Genomic DNA, 18128 nt, shown 5'->3' with positions numbered 1-18128 from the left:
AAATATTTCCCCCTTTTAAGGGGGAAATTTATATAGTGCAGTTTGTTATAAGAAAAAATCTCTTATTTTTCCACCGCACTTTTTACTTCATCAATCATAATACCCATACTTTCTAAACCGCCAAAAGTTAAGTACCAATTTGCAGCGTTTAAGTAAACAATGTGGTTATTTTTATAGGCTTGGGTTTGCTGGATAATGGCGTTGTCTAACACAGTTTTTGCGTTGTTGGCTTTATCGGTAATTGCCGCAGTGCGATCGACAACCAACAAATAATCTGGATTTTTCTCTAGCACATATTCAAAACCAATGCTCATTCCGTGCGTGGAAGATTTGATGTTTTTATCAATTGGGGTGAAGCCAAATCCGCTGTACACAATGCCGTAGCGTGAGTTTTCGCCAAAGGCACTCATACGGCTTTCATTGACTAAAGCGAGTAGGGCGGTTTTGCCTTTGGTTTTCTCGGCAAGGGCTTTCATTTGCTTGTCTAGCTGTGCCAGTTTTTCATCGGCCAATTGCTGTTTATCAAAAATTTGTCCAAAGGCGTGGATATTTTGTTGGAAACTTGGATAGAAATTAGCGTAATCCACTTTCACGAAAAACACTGGGGCAATTTCTTTTAAGCGATCCAACACTTTTTCTTGGCGACCGGTGGCGATGATCAGATCAGGGTGAAGATCATTGATTTTCTCAAAGGCCGGTTCTGGAGGCACACCAACGCTTGGGTAATTTTCTTTGCTAAATTCACTCAAATAGTCAGGCACTTTTCCTGCGTTGCTAATGCCGACAATGCTGTCTTTCGCCCCTAACGCACGAATGGTATCCACCGCAGAAAAATCAAGCACCACCACACGCTTAGGGTTTTGTGGCACAACTTGTTTGCCCGCAGCGTTTTCTACCGTGATGTCTGCCGCATTGGCGCTGGCAACACCGAGTAACGCACAAAGGCTAAGGGCAAGGGTTGATAAGGTTTTTTTCATAGCATACTCCTGTATTAAGCTGATTGATGTCGAAAATACACAGCAATTTTATGCTGATTAATTTGTTGAATTGGGATTGGCATATCATAAATGCTGGCTAAAATCGGTTCTTGCATCATTGTCGCAACGTCCCCTTGATGCACCAATTTTCCGTCTTTCATTGCGATAATGTAATCGGAATAGCAAGACGCAAAATTAATATCGTGGATTACAATCACCACGGTTTTATTTAATTCTTTGGTGAGCTTGTGTAGCACCTGCATAATTTGTACGGAATGTTTCATATCCAAATTATTCAGCGGTTCATCAAGCAAAATATAATCCGTATCTTGCGCCAAGGTCATTGCAATATAAGCGCGCTGACGCTGCCCACCGCTGAGCTGATTAATATATTGATGACGAAACTCGCCTAAATCCATATATTCAATGGCATTATCAATAAAAGTGCGGTCGTTTTTGGTTAAATTTCCTTGGCTATAAGGAAAACGTCCAAAAGCAACTAATTCTTCCACCGTTAAACGCAAATTAATGTGGTTGGATTGTTTTAAAATAGAAAGCTGCTTGGCAATGTCGCTGCTTTTTTGTTGATCTAACGGTACGCCATTTAGGCTCACGGTGCCGCTATCGGCGCGCAATAAACGGCTGATAATGGCAAGAACCGTGCTTTTTCCTGCACCATTTGGGCCAATAAAAGAGGTGATTTTACCGCGCGGAATGGTTACCGAAAGGTTATCCACCACTTTTTTCGTGCCATAGGTTTTATTAATATTTTTAATTTCTATTGCCATTTTTTATTTGCTCTTAATAACAGATAAAGGAAATACACCCCACCGACAAAATTCACAATAATGCTTAGGGTTGTATTAAAGGTGAAAACTTGGGATACCAATAATTGCCCGAAAACAAGGGTGATCACCGCAATCAACATTGCCGCGGGGATTAACACCGCGTGGCGATAAGTGCGAATAAATTCAAAGGTCACGTTCATTACCAATAAGCCTAAGAAGGTTAAAGGCCCCACAAGTGCGGTGGAAATTGAAGTCAAAATTGCCACGACAATGAGTAATCGTTTAGTGATCGCCAGATAATCTACGCCTAAATTAATTGCTTGTTCACGCCCAAGGGCAAGCACATCAAAATAATGCACATAGCGCAGGGTATAAAGAATGGTGGCGAGCAAGCCAACCAATGCGATCCATAAAATATCAATATTGATGCGGTTAAAACTGGCGAAGCCAATATCTTGCGCAATCTGAAATTCGTTCGGATCGATCAGCACCTCCATAAAGGAGGTTAAGCTTTGGAAAAATGTACCAAAAATGATCCCCACTAAAAGTAGGAAAAACAGGCTTTGCTGCTCCGTTTTAAACAGAAAATGATATAGCCCCATTGCGAATAAAATCATCAAACTGGTGCAAGCAAAAAATAACACAATGGGGTTCATTGAGGTTAAGGTGTTAGAACCAAAGAGAAAAATAATCAGGATTTGAATGAGCAAATAAAGGCTATCCAAGCCCAAAATACTTGGCGTTAAAATGCGATTATTCACAATGGTTTGAAAGATCATTGTCGCCAGTGCAATTGCTATACCAGTCATTACAATAGCAAGCACGGCGAGGGCGCGGTTGTATAAGGCATATTCCCAACGGCTAGGCAGATGATAAAACACATATAGCACCACGCTCAGCAAGGCAAAAATACTGAGTAAAATCAATGATTTTTTAGGATTATAGAAACGCTTAGCCATTTTGAATCCTTTGTTTTAACAGCATATAAAGAAAAATGGCACTGCCGAACACGCCTACAATGGCGTTAATGGAAATTTCGTAAGGATAAATCAGCGAACGCCCTAAAATATCACAAAAAAGCACAAAAACTGCGCCTAGTAGCGCGGTGTGAGAAAGCACTTTTTTCAAATTATCGCCTAAATAAAGGGTAACAATATTAGGGATAATCAGCCCGAGAAAGGGAATCACCCCCACAGAAACAATGATGATCGATGACACCGTTGCTACAATCGCCAAGCCTAAATACAACACTTGCTGATAGTTCAAACCGAGATTAACAGCAAAGTCTTGCCCCATTCCCACAATGGAAAAGCGATTGGCAAACACATAGGCAAGAACAAGCGCTGGCACGCTGAAATATAACATTTCATAACGCCCAGTCATCACTAAGGAAAAATCCCCTTGCAACCAACCAGAGAGATTTTGTAACAGATCTTGTTGGTAGGCGATAAAAGCGGTGATTGAGCTAATAATATTGCCAAACATAATGCCCACCAACGGCACGAAAATGGTATCTTTAAATTTGAGGCGAGAGAGTAGCGTCATAAACAATAACGTACCAAGAAAAGAAACCAGAATCGCCACACTGGTTTTGAGCAACATTGACGCAGAAGGTAACAGCAACATTGCAATTAAAATGCCAAGCCTTGCGCTATCCATTGTGCCTGCGGTTGTCGGAGAAACAAAGCGATTGCGGCTCAACTGCTGCATCACCAAACCACAAATACTCAATGATGCCCCCGCAATTAAAATACTCACCAAACGCGGCACACGGCTGATTAAAAAGATCTGCCACTGGGCGGATTCAAAGGCCAGCAAGCCTTGCAAATTAACCGTACTCACACCCAAAAACAGCGAAATACCCGAAAGCAACAATAATAAGATAAACAAATAACGGCGTTTAACCATATTAATAGAATTTACAAATGAGAATAATTAGCATAAATAATTATATTGATATTAACACGCAAATCCATCACTGAAAAGAAAAAAGTGCGGTTGTTTTTGGGGTAATATTCAAGAGGGAGAAATAGCTCGGAATTGATAAATAAAATAGGATAATAAATTGGTGAATTATTATACCCTTAGTATTTATCCATGACTTTTTTCATTGTAAGTAAAAGTAAATAGAATATGAAAAATCGAGAATTTAAATTATTTAGGAAAATATTAATTTCAGAATAGGATTTTAGATAAAAAGGAATTCATTATAATGGCACGCCCTATTGGATTCGAACCAATGACCTACGGCTTAGAAGGCCGTTGCTCTATCCAGCTGAGCTAAGGGCGCATTTCAAATGGATATATAATATATGAAGAGAAGTGGTCGGCGAGATAGGATTTGAACCTACGACCCACTGGTCCCAAACCAGTTGCGCTACCAAGCTGCGCTACTCGCCGAAAGATGTGTGCCATTATAGTTTTCTTTTTAGATCAGTCAATAAGTTTTTTCTGATTTTATGCTAACTGCTCAAATTTATTCCAGTTAGGCTTACATTATCATCATTTTTTTGAGAAAATACCTAGAAATTCAGTTCTTATGTTCACAGCACTTATTTTCACAGAAGGAAATGCAATGACAGCACAAATCATCTCTGGCACAGCTCTCTCTAAAGAAATCAAATCGGAAATTGCTGAAAAAATTCAACAATATACTCAACAAGGCAAGCGCGCGCCGGGGTTAGCAGTGATTTTAGTCGGCGCCGATCCAGCCTCTCAAGTGTATGTTGCTAGCAAGCGCAAAAGTTGCGAAGAAATAGGAATGTTTTCTAAGTCTTATGATTTGCCTGAAAGTACGTCTGAACAAGAATTGCTTGCTCTGATTGATGAGCTGAATGCAGATCCACTAATTGATGGTATTTTAGTTCAGCTGCCTTTACCAGCCCATATTAATAGCACTTCTGTTATTGAACGCATTTCGCCAAACAAAGATGTAGATGGCTTCCACCCATATAATGTGGGGCGTTTATGCCAGCGTATTCCTACACTGCGAGCTTGCACTCCTTACGGAGTCATTAAACTGTTAGAAACCACAGGTATTGATTTTTATGGTCAGCACGCTGTGATTGTGGGAGCGTCCAACATCGTAGGGCGTCCAATGGCATTAGAGCTATTACTTGCAGGCTGTACTGTTACGGTAACGCATCGTTTCACCAAAGATTTAGAACACCACGTGAAACAAGCAGATATTCTAGTGGTTGCCGTAGGAAAACCGCAATTTATCCCTGGAGAATGGATTAAAGAGGGCACAGTGGTGATTGATGTCGGAATTAACCGTGTGGACGGTAAACTTGCTGGTGATGTGGAATTTGACAAAGCAAAAGAAAGAGCTGGTTACATCACCCCAGTACCAGGTGGCGTAGGCCCAATGACCGTTGCGATGTTAATGTTTAATACGTTGTATGCTTATGAAAAGCATTTAGTTGATGAGAAATAGGGCATCGTAGATCAATTAAGAAAAAAGCTAATACCAAAGTATTAGCTTTTTTTTGTATTTTAACTATTGAGCAGAATGTTTATTTTTCTGCTTTTAGTGGTTCGGCAGAAACTTGGGGTTCTGCTACGTCTGTTGTTTCGGTGCTTTCAGTGGTTTCAGGTTTTTCTTCTGAAGCGTTTGGTGCTTCATTTTCAGCTTTATTTTGCTCAATAAGTTTATTTTCAAATAAAGGTTTATTCTCTAATTGAGGTAGCAATTCGGCAGAAGAATTCGCTAAATGTTGATACAATTTTTGATAATCCTGCGCGAGGGTTTTCAATAAATCTGCACTTTCAGAAAAATGTTTTTCCAAATGTTGTTTTTGTTGATCCAATTCGGATTTTACTTTTTGTAATTCAGCTTCCGTTTTCACTTGCTTTTTCACTGAATCCTTAGTAAAGCGTAATAATAAATAAGCGAGGACAAAACCTACTACTAAACCAATTAGGGCAGGTTGCCACATTTCGGGTGTCCAATTTTGCATAAAAAACTCCTTATGGTAAGAAAAGAACCTTTTGTATCATAACCTTAATTTCAATTTATTTCTTTGGCACAGATCACAAAAAAATACATTGGATAAATAAGGCGGCAGTTGCACGCCTTATTTTCTATTTTATCTTAAACCGCACTTTGCCAATAGTCTGCTTTGGCTTTTTGCAATTTATGATAGGCGCTGAGTAATTTTTGATGCGCGTGGAACTGTTGTAAATGCTCATCATCAGCCAATAAATCATAGAACGGATTACCACCTTGAATGGCATTCCAAGCAAATTCCACCGCACTTTTGCCATACATTTTCTCAAATACGGCACGATATTGAGCGGGATCGCGGTTTTCATCAAGGAATAATTCTAGGCTATTGACTAAACAGCGGTAATAATTCGCCCGTTCTGGTGTGAATACCGATTGATTCATATTCAGCGTCCAGTTCGCCCAATCTAAGGCATTTTCTAAATCTTGTGTAGCAAGATAGAGCATTGCTTTGAGTTCACCAACACGCAAGGTTGTCCAGCCCGATTTTGGTGGTGGTACGATGCCAATAAACTCACGCACGCGGGTAGCATCATCAATGCCTTGTTCATCAAGCTCATCAAGTAATTCTTGATAAGTGTCTTGATCGTGATGGAAATGAGGCAGATCAAGCAAGATCTCGCGCCAATCCATTCCCATATTGTTATTGGCGTAGATTAAATCATCAGCAGGGTAAATATCCGACATTCCCGGCACAATAATGCGGCAAGCGTAAACGCCGAGATGCTGATAATCCATAATATAGACTTCCTGATTGAGCGCTTGGAAAATCGCCATCAGATTTTGATATTCTTGCTCTGTTGTGCCAGAGAAATCCCAGTCCACAAAAGGATAATCGTTCTCTTGTTTAAATAAATCCCAAGAAATTAAACCGCTTGAATCAATGAAATGTGTTTCCAAATTGGCGTGTTCCGCCACATCATCATTATTGAAAGAAGGCGGTGTGAACACATCAAGATCTTTCAGGCTGCGGCCTTGTAATAATTCGGTTACCGTGCGCTCCAATGCCACGCCAAAATTAGGGTGCGCGCCGAAAGAGGCAAAGCAAGTGCCATTTTGTGGATTGAGCAACACCACACAGATTACAGGATATTTTCCCCCTAAGGACGCATCATAAGCGAGAATTGGAAAGCTTTCTTGCTCAAGGGTGGCAATGGCTTCTTGCACCGCAGGGTAGCGCTGAATGACATCTTGCGGAATGAGCGGCAAGCTAATGGCCTCTGCAATGATTTTGTTTTTAACATAACGCTCAAACACTTCAGAAAGCCCTTGCACACGCGCTTCAAACAAGCTGTTGCCTGCGGACATTCCATTGGAAACATAAAGATTAGCGATAATACTTTGTGGAATATACACCGTTTGGTTATCTGATTGACGTACATAAGGCATTGCCACAATGCCACGTTCTGCATTGCCCGATTGGAGATCGATCAATAAATCAGGCGTTAATTCGCCATTGGGATCATAATAAGCCAATAAATGCTCATCTAAAATGCCTTCGGGCAGCTCGGTTTCATCTTCAATTTCAAACCATTTTTCATTGGGATAATGCACAAAAGGCGCATTGGCGAGATCTTGCCCAAGGTAATAATCGGCAAAGAAATAGTTGGTGGAAAGACGTTCAAAATATTCCCCTAAGGCAGAAGCCAGCGCCGCTTTTTTGCTCGCCCCTTTACCGTTAGTGAAGCATTGCGGGCAATCTTTATCACGAATATGCACAGACCAAACATTCGGCACGGGATTGAGCCACGAGGCTTCTTCAATATCGAAACCAAGTGCGGTCAATTTTTGCTGAAATTTTGCAATGCTATCTTCAAGAGCGGCATCTTTGCCGGGAATAAAGGTTTGTTCGGTCATTTTGTGTTCTCCGTCATTTCGTATTATTCGTTATCTAAGAGGCGAATCATATTGAGCCGTGCATAATAGGCAAGTTTCGCCTATTCAGCAAGGGAAAATCCTGTTAAAAAGCAAAACTAGCTTGTTATTTCAATGAGTTGTTTTTGATGAGCCTTTCCGCTTTGGCGGCTTGGTGAAACGCATTGGCAGGGTTGAGAACAGGGGAAAAGGGCGATGTTTGGGGATTTAAGGTCATTGGAAACGTGCGCTTTTGTGCCACAATGATCATTATTTCGCCAAAATAATGGGGTTTCCCTTGCAAAGATAAGCATTGCTGATCAAGCAGATCGAAATTGAGCAGGCTTAGCCAATCCACAATCCTAGTGGCAAAATAAGGGTGAAACGGCAATTTATTTGTGCCAAAAGGCAAATGTTGTTTAAGGGAAAACAGGCTGAGCGGATTAAATAAGGAAAGAAATAAGATCCCTTCTTGGTTGAGCGTGCGCGTAATTTCGCGTAACACTTGGTGCGGATCAGCGGTGAAATGCAAGCCGTGCGCAAGTAAGCAGGCAGAGAAACATTCATCAATAAAAGGCAGTCCCGTGGCTTGAGCTTGCACTAAATCGATGTGTGGGCATTGTGAAAGTGCGGTCAAATTTTGCGGAATTTTTTCGCTCACAATAATTTGTTGATCGCAAGGATAATACGCCACTTCACCACTTAACGCGCCCAATTTGAGACAATAATCTCCCGAAATTTGTGCAAAGTGCTTTGTTAAATATTGCTGAATTAGGCTACAATAGCGCGCACCTTGTGGCACCTGTTGCCAGCTTAGCGGTGTTTCTATTGGCGCATTGTTTAAAATATTCCACTTCATTTTTAATAAGGATCAATATGTTAGTACCCATTCCTGCCCTTGATGATAACTATATTTGGCTGTATGCACGAGAAAATTTACCTGTAATTGTGATCGACATCGCAGAAAGCGCGCCTTTGCTTGCTTATTTACAGCAACATCAGCTTGAAGTGGAAGCGGTGCTGCTTACTCATAAGCATCAAGATCACGTTGGCGGCTTGGCAGAATTTAAACAGCATTATCCTAATGTCCCAGTTTTTGGCCCACAAGAAACCGCAGACTTGGGCGCAACGCAAATCATTAATGAAGGGGAAATTCACACCACGCATTATCAAATCCAAGTGCTGCCCTCGGGCGGTCACACGGAAAATCACGTGAGTTTTGTGGTGGACGGTCATTTATTTTGTGGTGATACTTTATTTTCGGGCGGTTGCGGACGCGTGTTTACAGGGGATTACGCACAAATGTTTGATTCGCTCCAACGGCTCAAAGCCTTGCCTGATAGCACCATTGTTTGCCCTGCGCACGAATATACCTTAAGCAATTTAAAATTTGCCGAGAAAGTGTTGCCAAAATCAACATTTTTGACAGATTATGTGGCGAAAATTGCCGCTTTACGCCAACAGCGCCAACCAAGCTTACCCACCACCTTGGGGCTAGAAAAACGGGTTAATCCTTTCTTACAAGCAGAAAATTTGGCGCAATTTACCCAATGGCGAAAATTAAAAGATCAGAACTAGGAACAAAAGGTTGAGACAAAAGTGCGGTACAAATTATTGTTATTTTTAGATTTTAGAATGTTATAAAACGATGAGTTTAGTGATTAAAGAAATTCATTCTCCACCTTTGTTTGAAATGGTGGAATCCGATCAGACTTTATTCGATGTTTGTCAAAAAGCAGCGCAGTGTCGTCATATTGCTTTGGATACCGAATTTATCCGAATTCGCACCTTTTACCCGAAATTAGGGCTGATCCAGCTTTATGACGGGCAAACTGTGAGCTTGATTGATCCAAGCAAAATTAGCGATTTTTCGCCTTTTATTCAATTATTGGCGAACCCAAGGATTGTCAAAGTGTTGCACGCTTGCAAAGAAGATTTGGAAATTTTTCACCATTATTTTCAACAAGTGCCAACCCCCATTGTGGATACGCAAGTGGTGGCGCATTTTTTAGGGCTTGGTGCATCAGCAGGGTTTGCAGGTTTGGTAGAGCATTTTTTTCAACTTAAATTAGACAAAGGCGCTTCGCGTACGGATTGGCTGGCACGTCCATTAAGCGATAGCCAGTGCCGTTATGCGGCGGCTGATGTGTGGTATTTATTGCCCCTACATCAACAATTAGATCAACAGCTTGCACAAAGCCCTTGGCAAGGTGCGGTGCAATTTGAATGCGAAAATTTAGTGAAAAACAGCCAGCAGAGCAAATCAGCGGATATGGCATATTTGGATATTGCCAATAGTTGGCGATTAAATGCACAGGAATTGATGCGTTTAAAACTTCTAGCAAAATGGCGTTATGACGAAGCGATAAAACGAGATTTAGCGCTAAATTTTGTGGTAAAAGCGGAACATTTATGGTTATTAGCAAAAAATGATCCCAAAAATACGTCGCAGTTGTTGGAACTAGGTTTAACTACCGCTGAGGTGCGTATTCACGGCAAAAAAATGTTGCAAATTTTAGATAAAGCAAGGCGAAGCAGTGTAGAAGATTATCCAGCGACAATTTCTCGCTTGGCTGATGATGAACGCTATCGCCCAGCTTTAAAAGCGTTACAGCATTGTTTAAAAGAGATAACACCAGCGAATCTACCCGCTGATGTTTTGGCCACCAAACGTAGCTTAGAAGAGCTAATGAAATGGTGCTGGATTAAACAACAAGATCCAAATCAGCTGCCTTTGTTGTTACAAGGTTGGCGTGCGGAATACGGTCAAAAACTGTTGCAATCTTTACAAAACTTTTAACGATATATTTTGCAATCTATAAGTGCTAAGGATAGAATGCAAACTTCTTAAGCTGATTAATAGCTAGGAAAATTAATTCATAAACTTTAAAGGAACATTGAATGAATAAATTAGTAAAATTAGGTTTGGCAGCATTATTTGCCTTTTCTTTAGCCGCTTGTAATGAAAAAGTAGATCCTAAAGCAGATTACGCAAAATTGGTTGAGTGGACACAAACGAATGAAAGCACGCAAGCTGCTTTTCAGGCGGAATATCAGCAGAAACTTCTTAGCCGTGATTTGGTTCAAGTGAAAGAAGCAATGGATAGTTTGGTTGAGCGTAATAGCAAATCAATTGATTCATTAAAAGCAATTAAAATTAGCGATCCTGAAGTGAAAAAATTACAAGAAAAAACCATTGAAGTATTAGGTATTTCTTCTGATTTAACGAAATCAGCAGTAGCATTAATGAACAATCCAAATGATCAAAAAATCATTGAAGAAGTTCAGGCAAAAACGCAACAAGCGCAAGTTCAAACTGCTGAATTGCAAAAAATGCAAGCTGAGTTAGCTGCTAAATATGGTGCTGACGCAAAATAGTTTGTAAATCAAATGCGTTAAAATGACTAAAAAAAGACCCGCACTTTGAAAGTGCGGGTTTATTTTTGCTGATTTTTATTCTTTATCTAAAGGTTCAAAAGGGCGTTGGGTGTGGCCTGTGTAAAGCTGGCGTGGACGCACAATTTTCATATTGCCCGGTTTAAACATTTCTTTCCAATGGGCAATCCACCCTACAGTTCGAGCTAAAGCAAACATTACAGTGAACATTGAAGTTGGAATGCCAATGGCTTTGAGAATGATACCTGAATAGAAATCCACATTTGGATAGAGCTTATGCTCAATAAAGTAAGGATCACTTAACGCAATGCGTTCTAGTTCCATTGCTACGTCAAACAATGGATTATCAATATTGAGTTCTTTCAGCACTTCGTGGCAGGTTTGACGCATTACTTTCGCGCGTGGGTCATAATTTTTATACACGCGGTGGCCAAAGCCCATTAAGCGGAAAGGATCGTTTTTATCTTTCGCGCGCGCAATATATTCAGGAATACGATCAATCGTGCCGATTTCTTCAAGCATATTAATACAAGCCTCATTTGCACCACCGTGTGAAGGCCCCCATAAGGAAGCGATCCCCGCAGCGATACAAGCAAATGGGTTTGCACCTGATGAAGCAGCGGTACGTACTGTTGAGGTAGACGCATTTTGTTCGTGATCTGCGTGCAAGATAAAAATACGATCCATTGCGCGTTCTAATACAGGGTTCACCACATAAGGCTCACAAGGTGTGGCAAACATCATATATAAAAAGTTACCCGAATAAGAAAGGTGATTTTGCGGGAACATAAACGGTTGCCCAATGGAATATTTGTAACACATCGCCGCGAGGGTTGGCATTTTGGCAAGCAGACGAATTGCGGTGATCTCACGGTGTTCGATGTCGTTAATGTCCAAGGAATCGTGATAGAACGCCGCTAATGCACCGCTTACCCCACACATTATTGCCATTGGGTGAGAGTCGCGACGGAAACCGTGGAAGAAACGGGAGATTTGTTCGTGAACGAGTGTATGTTTACGTACCAACTGAACAAAATTCTCATATTCTTGCTTGTTAGGGCGCTCACCGAACAGTAATAAATGTGCTACTTCAAGATAAGTTCCATTTTTTGCTAATTGATCAATAGGGTAGCCACGGTGTAATAAAACGCCTTCATCACCATCAATATAGGTGATTTCTGACACGCAAGATGCGGTGGACATAAATCCAGGATCGAAGGTAAAGAGTTTATTTTTGACTAATGATTGCACATCAACAACGTCATAACCTAAAGTACCTTGTCTTACGGGCAGTTCCAGTTCACGTCCATCACTTAATGTTAATTTTGCGCTTAATTCGCTCATAAACACTCCTCTTGTAGTTATCTGGTTGAGTATGAAGTTAGTTGTCTAATAATGTTGTGTATAGTTGTGTATAAATGATTTTAGAATTGTTTTTCACTTCACTATAACCTTTTCTCTCTAGACTGTCTTTATAATTAGCAAAAAAATCCTGTTAAAAAAATGTTATTTTTTCAAAAATGAGATAAAGATCAAAAAATGAAAAAAATGTTAATGTTTTGTTAAGGGGAACAGTTGCTTATTTTGGCAATTTGTTTTTAAACTAATCAGCAAAATAGAGAAAGTGAAAACATAGCGGTTTTGTTGTATAAACCTATGTATAATAGAAAAAATTCTCACTCTATTGTGTATGTTTAATAAATCAAATCAGGTGATTTTAATGAAACAAACGAGCCCAATCAGTGAATGGTTAGCCTCTAGCTCTTTAAACGGAGCAAACCAATCTTATATTGAAGAACTTTATGAAAACTATCTCCAAGATCCCCATTCTGTCGATGAAAGCTGGCAACAAATTTTTAATACATTGCCAAAACACACCGAAGTTGAACAAGCACACACCCCAATTCGTCAATATTTTAAACGTTTAGCACGTGATAATGGTGCTGATGGGGTAAGTGTCATTGATCCTAAAGTGAGTGCAAGATTAGTTAAAGTATTACAATGGGTGAATGCGCACCGTAACCGTGGACATTTGCACGCTGATCTTGACCCACTAAAAATTTGGCAGCGTATGGATGCACCAACTTTAGATTATAAATTCTATGGTTTTAGTGATGCCGATCTTGATGAAGTGTTTGATATAGGTGGCTATGTTTACAACAAAGAACAAATTAGCTTACGTGAACTAACCACGTCATTAAAAAACACTTATTGTGGTACGATCGGCTTAGAGTTTATGCACGTTAATGATCTGGAAGCAAGAACTTGGCTACAGAAAAAGTTAGAAAATTGGTTAAATCAACCTTTATTTAGCAAACAAGAACAGCTTAAATTCCTTGAAGAACTCACCGCCGCAGACGGTTTAGAACGCTATCTTGGTGCAAAATTCCCAGGGGCAAAACGTTTTTCTCTTGAAGGCAGTGATGCGTTTATCTTGCTAATGAAAGAAATTATCCGTCAAGGGGCCAAAAACGGCATTAAAGAAATTGTAATGGGAATGGCACACCGTGGACGTTTGAATTTATTGGTGAACGTGCTAGGCAAAAAACCGGCGGAATTATTTGATGAATTTGCAGGAAAACATCAGGGTAACGGAACGGGTGATGTGAAATATCACCAAGGTTTTTCTTCTGATTTTATGACCGATGATGGCTTAGTGCATTTAGCGCTTGCGTTTAACCCATCTCACTTAGAAATTGTAAACCCAGTGGTACTGGGTTCAGTGCGTGCTAGACAAACCCGTATTAACGATGTAGAACGCGCGCAAGTGTTGCCGATTACGGTACACGGTGATTCCGCAGTAGCAGGGCAGGGCGTGGTGCAAGAAACATTGAATATGTCGGCAACCCGTGGTTATAGCGTAGGTGGGACGATTCGTATCGTGATCAACAACCAAATTGGCTTTACCACCTCAAATCCACACGATACCCGTTCTACTGAATACAGTACCGACATTGCGAAAATGATCGAAGCGCCAGTTATTCACGTGAATGGTGATGATCCTGAAGCCGTGGCGTATGCGGCACAAATGGCGGTGGAATTTAGAACCAAATTCAAGCGTGATATTTTTATCGATCTCGTTTCTTATCGTCGTCACGGACATAACGAAGCCGATGAACCTTCGGTTACCCAGCCGTTAATGTATGAGCGCATTAAGCGCCATCCAACTCCACGCAAAGTGTATGCGGATCGCTTAATTGCTGACAATGTGATTGATGAGGCTTACAGTTTAGCGTTAATGAATGATTATCGTGATGCCTTAGATAATGGTGATTGTGTTGTACCTGAATGGCGCGAACGTGATGTAGAAGCCTCTGATTGGATGAAATTCCTCAGCCAAGAATGGTCAGATTATGAAGGCAGTTTTGATGAACAACGTTTCACCGATTTAGCTCTCAAAGTTTGTGAATATCCAGAACATCACCCCCTTCATTCACGGGTGAAAAAAATTTATGACGATCGCCGTCTAATGGCAATCGGTGAGAAGCCATTTGATTGGGGAATGGCAGAAACAATGGCATACGCAACGTTATTAGACGAGGGCTATAATGTGCGTTTATCGGGTGAAGATGCAGGGCGTGGCACATTCTTCCATCGTCATTCTGTCTTACATAGTCAAAAAGATGGTACGGTTTACACCCCACTTACCCATTTGCACAATCAGCAAGGGCATTTTGAAGTGTGGGATTCGGTACTTTCAGAAGAAGCGGTGCTTGCTTATGAATATGGCTATGCCACAGCAACCCCGAAAACGCTCACCGTTTGGGAAGCACAATTCGGTGATTTCGCCAACGTAGCGCAAGTGGTGATCGACCAATTTATCAGCTCAGGTGAACAAAAATGGGGAAGAATGTGTGGTTTGGTAATGCTATTACCGCACGGTTATGAAGGACAAGGGCCTGAACATTCATCAGCCCGTCTAGAGCGTTATTTACAGCTTTGTGCGCAACAAAATATGCAGGTGTGCGTGCCTTCTACACCAGCACAAATTTATCATTTATTACGCCGCCAAATGTTGCGCAAGGTGCGTCGCCCATTGATTGTGATTACCCCAAAATCCTTACTGCGCCATCCACTTGCGGTATCCAGCAAAGAAGCGTTGGTGAACGGCACTTATCAAAACGTGATTGGCGAAATTGACCAGCTCGATCCAAAACAAGTGAAACGTGTGGTAATGTGTTCGGGCAAAGTGTATTACGATTTATTGGAACAACGCCGTAAAAATAACCAAACCGATGTGGCGATTGTGCGCGTGGAACAACTTTATCCTTATCCGCACGAAGAAATGAAAGCGGCGCTTGCCCCTTATGAACAGGTTACTGATTATGTATGGTGTCAAGAAGAGCCACAAAACCAAGGTGCGTGGTATTGTAGCCAACATAACTTTGTGAGTTCATTGCCAGAACACGGCAAACTGCGTTATGTGGGCAGACCAGCTTCAGCATCGCCAGCGGTAGGCTATATGTCGTTACATAATGAACAGCAACGCGCCTTAGTGAATGAGGCTTTAGAATAATTTGTAAGCAAAAAGTGCGGTCAAAAATCACCGCACTTTTGTACAACCGAATGCAAATAAAACGCAAACCAAAGAAGGAACAGAAAAATGAGCGATTTTGAGATTTTAACTCCCGTGCTACCTGAATCTGTGGCAGATGCAACGGTTGCCACTTGGCATAAAAAAGTGGGTGATGAAGTAAAACGTGATGAAGTTTTAGTCGAAATTGAAACCGACAAAGTCGTGCTTGAAGTGCCGGCGGTTGCTGATGGTGTGCTAGAAAGCATCATTGAAGCCGAAGGCGCAACGGTGATTAGCAACCAAGTGTTAGGTAAAGTTTCAGCCTTAGCGGCGGCAGGCAATGCCACCAAAGAAAGCGTACAAAAAGTGGAAAGCACGCCAGCGGATCGTCATTTAGCCAACTTAACATCAGAACCGACTAACGCCGATGTAGTTAGCCCAGCGGCACGCCGTTTATTGGCAGAAAACGATCTTAAAGCTGAAGAAGTGCAAGGCACAGGCGTGGGCGGACGAATCACTCGTGAAGACATTGAACGCACTGTGGCACAAAAAGCGGCGCAAAAAGCCGCACAAGCACAAACTCAGCCACAAGCGCCTGAAGCACCAGCATTAAATGTATCAGGGCGTGATGAAAAACGTGTGCCAATGACCCGTTTGCGTAAGCGTGTGGCAGAGCGTTTATTAGAAGCGAAAAACAGCACCGCAATGCTCACTACCTTCAACGAAGTGGATATGCAGCCAATTATGCAGTTGCGTAAAAAATACGCAGAGAAATTTGAGAAATCTCACGATACTCGTTTAGGCTTTATGTCTTTCTATGTGAAAGCCGTGGTGGAAGCGCTAAAACGCTATCCTGAAGTGAATGCGTCTATTGACGGCGATGACATTGTGTATCACAACTATTTCGACATCAGCATTGCGGTTTCTACTCCACGTGGTTTGATAACACCAGTGTTACGCAATTGCGATAAGCTGAGTATGGCGGAAATTGAAAAGCAAATCAAAGTGTTAGCAGAAAAAGGTCGTGATGGTAAATTAACGGTGGAAGATCTCACAGGCGGAAACTTCACGATTACCAACGGTGGTGTGTTTGGATCGCTGATGTCCACGCCAATCATCAACCCACCGCAAAGTGCAATTTTAGGTATGCACGCCATTAAAGATCGCCCAGTGGCGGTGAATGGTGAAGTGGTGATTCGCCCAATGATGTACCTTGCCCTTTCTTACGATCACCGTTTAATTGACGGACGTGAAAGTGTGGGCTTCTTAGTCACCATTAAAGAAATGTTGGAAGATCCAACGCGTTTATTATTAGAAGTGTAGTCTTAACATAGGGCGATAAGGGATCTTATCGCCTTATTTTTATTCATTGATATGCGGATATGATGAAGCATATAGCGATAAAAGGGAGAAAGATAAATCTATGAATTTACACGAATACCAAGCAAAACAACTTTTCGCCCAATATGGCTTGCCTGTCGGTGAGGGCTATGCGTGCGAAACCCTAGAACAAGGATTAGAAGCCATTAAAAAATTAGGTGGCTCAAAATGGGTACTGAAATGTCAAGTTCACGCAGGCGGACGTGGCAAAGCAGGCGGCGTGCAAGTGGTTAGTTCAGAACAAGAAGTGCGGGCGTTTTTTGACAAATTTTTAGGCAAGCGTCTAGTTACCTTTCAAACCGATGCCAAAGGGCAGCCCATCAATCAAATTTATGTAACAGGTTGCGTGGCGGTTAAAAAAGAGCTGTATCTCAGCGCTATTGTGGATCGTAGCTCGCAACAAATTGTCTTTATGGTTTCCACAGAAGGTGGCGTGAATATTGAAGAAGTGGCGGAAAAAACACCGCACTTATTACACCGCACTAGCATTGATTTACTAGTCGGCGGAATGCCGTACCAAGGCAGAGAATTGGCTTTTAAACTCGGTTTAGAGGGCAAACAAATCAAGCAATTTACCGATCTATTTTGTCAGCTCAGCCGCTTATTCATCGAAAAAGATCTTGCATTATTAGAAGTCAATCCCCTTGTTATTCTAGATAACGATGATCTCAACTGTCTTGATGCTAAAGTAGTAGTGGATAGCAATGCCTTATATCGCCATCCAGATTTGCTCGCAATGCGCGATCTTAGCCAAGAAGATCCGCGTGAGGCAGAGGCGGAGAAATGGAATCTCAATTATGTCGCCTTAGATGGGGATATTGGTTGTATGGTAAATGGTGCGGGATTAGCAATGGGAACAATGGATATTGTTAAATTATACGGCGGACAGCCAGCTAACTTCCTTGATGTGGGCGGCGGCGCAACCAAAGAACGTGTGGCAGAAGCCTTTAAAATCATCTTAACCGATCCTTCGGTGAAAGCTATTTTAGTCAATATTTTTGGTGGCATTGTACGTTGTGATCTCATCGCCGAAGGCATTATCGCAGCCAGCAAAGAAGTGGGCGTAAATGTGCCTGTGGTGGTGCGTTTAGAGGGGACAAATGCGGAATTAGGCCGCGCAATGTTGGCCGAAAGCGATACCAACATTATTTCAGCACAAAGTTTACAACAAGCGGCAAGCGAAGTCGTGAAAGCAGCAAAGGGAGAATAAA

15 protein-coding genes and 2 tRNA genes are annotated in these 18128 nt (G+C 41.5%); 7 read left to right on the top strand and 10 right to left on the bottom strand.

The genetic code is table 11. The features are described 5' to 3' along the window. Positions 1-62 precede the first annotated feature (62 nt). From DYC50_RS08275 to DYC50_RS08250, 6 genes are all read right to left on the bottom strand, one after another. Positions 63-977: a siderophore ABC transporter substrate-binding protein gene (locus DYC50_RS08275; protein ID WP_115249776.1), complete on the bottom strand. Its 915-nt coding sequence runs from the start codon at positions 975-977 to the stop codon at positions 63-65. A gap of 14 nt (positions 978-991) precedes the next feature. Then, a complete protein-coding gene (locus DYC50_RS08270) occupies positions 992-1765 on the bottom strand; it encodes an iron ABC transporter ATP-binding protein (RefSeq protein WP_103852656.1) in 774 nt (257 codons plus the stop codon). After that, positions 1756-2724, bottom strand: a complete 969-nt coding sequence (locus DYC50_RS08265; protein ID WP_115249775.1) for an iron chelate uptake ABC transporter family permease subunit — start codon at positions 2722-2724, stop codon at positions 1756-1758. The genes DYC50_RS08270 and DYC50_RS08265 overlap by 10 nt, the downstream gene beginning before the upstream one ends. Beyond that, entirely contained in the window at positions 2717-3673 is a 957-nt protein-coding gene (locus tag DYC50_RS08260) for an ABC transporter permease (protein WP_115249774.1), read from the bottom strand. The genes DYC50_RS08265 and DYC50_RS08260 overlap by 8 nt, the downstream gene beginning before the upstream one ends. 305 nt (positions 3674-3978) lie before the next feature. Next, positions 3979-4055, bottom strand: a tRNA-Arg gene (locus DYC50_RS08255). Between the two features lie 33 nt (positions 4056-4088). Next, positions 4089-4165, bottom strand: a tRNA-Pro gene (locus DYC50_RS08250). 175 nt (positions 4166-4340) lie between these two features. Between DYC50_RS08250 and folD the strand changes: the two genes are divergently transcribed. Beyond that, on the top strand, positions 4341-5201 hold the full coding sequence (gene folD / locus DYC50_RS08245) for a bifunctional methylenetetrahydrofolate dehydrogenase/methenyltetrahydrofolate cyclohydrolase FolD (RefSeq protein ID WP_115249773.1): 861 nt from the start codon (positions 4341-4343) through the stop codon (positions 5199-5201). 79 nt (positions 5202-5280) lie between these two features. Here the strand turns inward: folD and DYC50_RS08240 are convergent, their stop codons facing one another. The 3 genes from DYC50_RS08240 to DYC50_RS08230 all read right to left on the bottom strand — a co-directional run bounded on the left by DYC50_RS08240 (position 5281) and on the right by DYC50_RS08230 (position 8484). After that, positions 5281-5724: a Z-ring associated ZapG family protein gene (locus DYC50_RS08240; protein WP_115249772.1), complete on the bottom strand. Its 444-nt coding sequence runs from the start codon at positions 5722-5724 to the stop codon at positions 5281-5283. A gap of 134 nt (positions 5725-5858) precedes the next feature. After that, a complete protein-coding gene (ycaO, locus tag DYC50_RS08235; protein ID WP_115249771.1) occupies positions 5859-7628 on the bottom strand; it encodes a 30S ribosomal protein S12 methylthiotransferase accessory factor YcaO in 1770 nt (589 codons plus the stop codon). 124 nt (positions 7629-7752) lie between these two features. Next, positions 7753-8484 carry a class I SAM-dependent methyltransferase gene (locus DYC50_RS08230; RefSeq protein WP_115249770.1) on the bottom strand — a complete coding sequence of 244 codons (732 nt, stop codon included), beginning with the start codon at positions 8482-8484 and terminating at the stop codon, positions 7753-7755. 17 nt (positions 8485-8501) lie between these two features. Here DYC50_RS08230 and gloB point away from each other — a divergent pair, with 17 nt between their 5' ends. The 3 genes from gloB to DYC50_RS08215 all read left to right on the top strand — a co-directional run bounded on the left by gloB (position 8502) and on the right by DYC50_RS08215 (position 11003). Further along, positions 8502-9203: a hydroxyacylglutathione hydrolase gene (gene gloB / locus DYC50_RS08225; RefSeq protein WP_115249769.1), complete on the top strand. Its 702-nt coding sequence runs from the start codon at positions 8502-8504 to the stop codon at positions 9201-9203. 70 nt (positions 9204-9273) lie between these two features. Further along, entirely contained in the window at positions 9274-10425 is a 1152-nt protein-coding gene (gene rnd / locus DYC50_RS08220; RefSeq protein WP_115249768.1) for a ribonuclease D, read from the top strand. Positions 10426-10526: 101 nt separating this feature from the next. Continuing rightward, positions 10527-11003, top strand: coding sequence for a hypothetical protein (locus DYC50_RS08215; RefSeq protein WP_115249767.1), 477 nt, complete (start codon positions 10527-10529; stop codon positions 11001-11003). Between the two features lie 75 nt (positions 11004-11078). Here DYC50_RS08215 and DYC50_RS08210 read toward each other — a convergent pair whose 3' ends face one another. After that, a complete protein-coding gene (locus tag DYC50_RS08210; RefSeq protein WP_115249766.1) occupies positions 11079-12365 on the bottom strand; it encodes a citrate synthase in 1287 nt (428 codons plus the stop codon). A 376-nt stretch (positions 12366-12741) separates the two neighbouring features. Here DYC50_RS08210 and sucA point away from each other — a divergent pair, with 376 nt between their 5' ends. The 3 genes from sucA to sucC all read left to right on the top strand — a co-directional run bounded on the left by sucA (position 12742) and on the right by sucC (position 18127). Beyond that, the gene (gene sucA, locus DYC50_RS08205; RefSeq protein ID WP_115249765.1) at positions 12742-15537 is read left to right on the top strand and encodes a 2-oxoglutarate dehydrogenase E1 component; all 2796 of its coding nucleotides are present in this window, start codon (positions 12742-12744) and stop codon (positions 15535-15537) included. Positions 15538-15624: 87 nt separating this feature from the next. Continuing rightward, positions 15625-16860 (top strand): 2-oxoglutarate dehydrogenase complex dihydrolipoyllysine-residue succinyltransferase, encoded by a 1236-nt coding sequence (gene odhB, locus DYC50_RS08200; RefSeq protein WP_115249764.1) that lies wholly within the window; start codon positions 15625-15627, stop codon positions 16858-16860. Positions 16861-16960: 100 nt separating this feature from the next. Next, positions 16961-18127, top strand: coding sequence for an ADP-forming succinate--CoA ligase subunit beta (gene sucC / locus DYC50_RS08195; RefSeq protein WP_115249763.1), 1167 nt, complete (start codon positions 16961-16963; stop codon positions 18125-18127). The last annotated feature ends 1 nt before the right edge of the window (position 18128 follow it).

It is taken from the genome of Avibacterium avium (assembly GCF_900454535.1).
Lineage (GTDB): Bacteria > Pseudomonadota > Gammaproteobacteria > Enterobacterales > Pasteurellaceae > Avibacterium > Avibacterium avium.
This window is presented reverse-complemented; position numbering and strand designations above follow the sequence as displayed.

Bases quoted from the DNA above. Each gene is read 5' to 3' on its own strand.
- gloB (WP_115249769.1), top strand. From the start codon at position 8,502: ATGTTAGTACCCATTCCTGCCCTTGATGATAACTATATTTGGCTGTAT.
- DYC50_RS08270 (WP_103852656.1), bottom strand. From the start codon at position 1,765: ATGGCAATAGAAATTAAAAATATTAATAAAACCTATGGCACGAAAAAA.
- DYC50_RS08265 (WP_115249775.1), bottom strand. From the start codon at position 2,724: ATGGCTAAGCGTTTCTATAATCCTAAAAAATCATTGATTTTACTCAGT.
- DYC50_RS08215 (WP_115249767.1), top strand. From the start codon at position 10,527: ATGAATAAATTAGTAAAATTAGGTTTGGCAGCATTATTTGCCTTTTCT.
- DYC50_RS08230 (WP_115249770.1), bottom strand. From the start codon at position 8,484: ATGAAGTGGAATATTTTAAACAATGCGCCAATAGAAACACCGCTAAGC.
- DYC50_RS08260 (WP_115249774.1), bottom strand. From the start codon at position 3,673: ATGGTTAAACGCCGTTATTTGTTTATCTTATTATTGTTGCTTTCGGGT.
- DYC50_RS08240 (WP_115249772.1), bottom strand. From the start codon at position 5,724: ATGCAAAATTGGACACCCGAAATGTGGCAACCTGCCCTAATTGGTTTA.
- rnd (WP_115249768.1), top strand. From the start codon at position 9,274: ATGAGTTTAGTGATTAAAGAAATTCATTCTCCACCTTTGTTTGAAATG.
- odhB (WP_115249764.1), top strand. From the start codon at position 15,625: ATGAGCGATTTTGAGATTTTAACTCCCGTGCTACCTGAATCTGTGGCA.
- folD (WP_115249773.1), top strand. From the start codon at position 4,341: ATGACAGCACAAATCATCTCTGGCACAGCTCTCTCTAAAGAAATCAAA.
- sucC (WP_115249763.1), top strand. From the start codon at position 16,961: ATGAATTTACACGAATACCAAGCAAAACAACTTTTCGCCCAATATGGC.
- ycaO (WP_115249771.1), bottom strand. From the start codon at position 7,628: ATGACCGAACAAACCTTTATTCCCGGCAAAGATGCCGCTCTTGAAGAT.
- DYC50_RS08210 (WP_115249766.1), bottom strand. From the start codon at position 12,365: ATGAGCGAATTAAGCGCAAAATTAACATTAAGTGATGGACGTGAACTG.
- DYC50_RS08275 (WP_115249776.1), bottom strand. From the start codon at position 977: ATGAAAAAAACCTTATCAACCCTTGCCCTTAGCCTTTGTGCGTTACTC.
- sucA (WP_115249765.1), top strand. From the start codon at position 12,742: ATGAAACAAACGAGCCCAATCAGTGAATGGTTAGCCTCTAGCTCTTTA.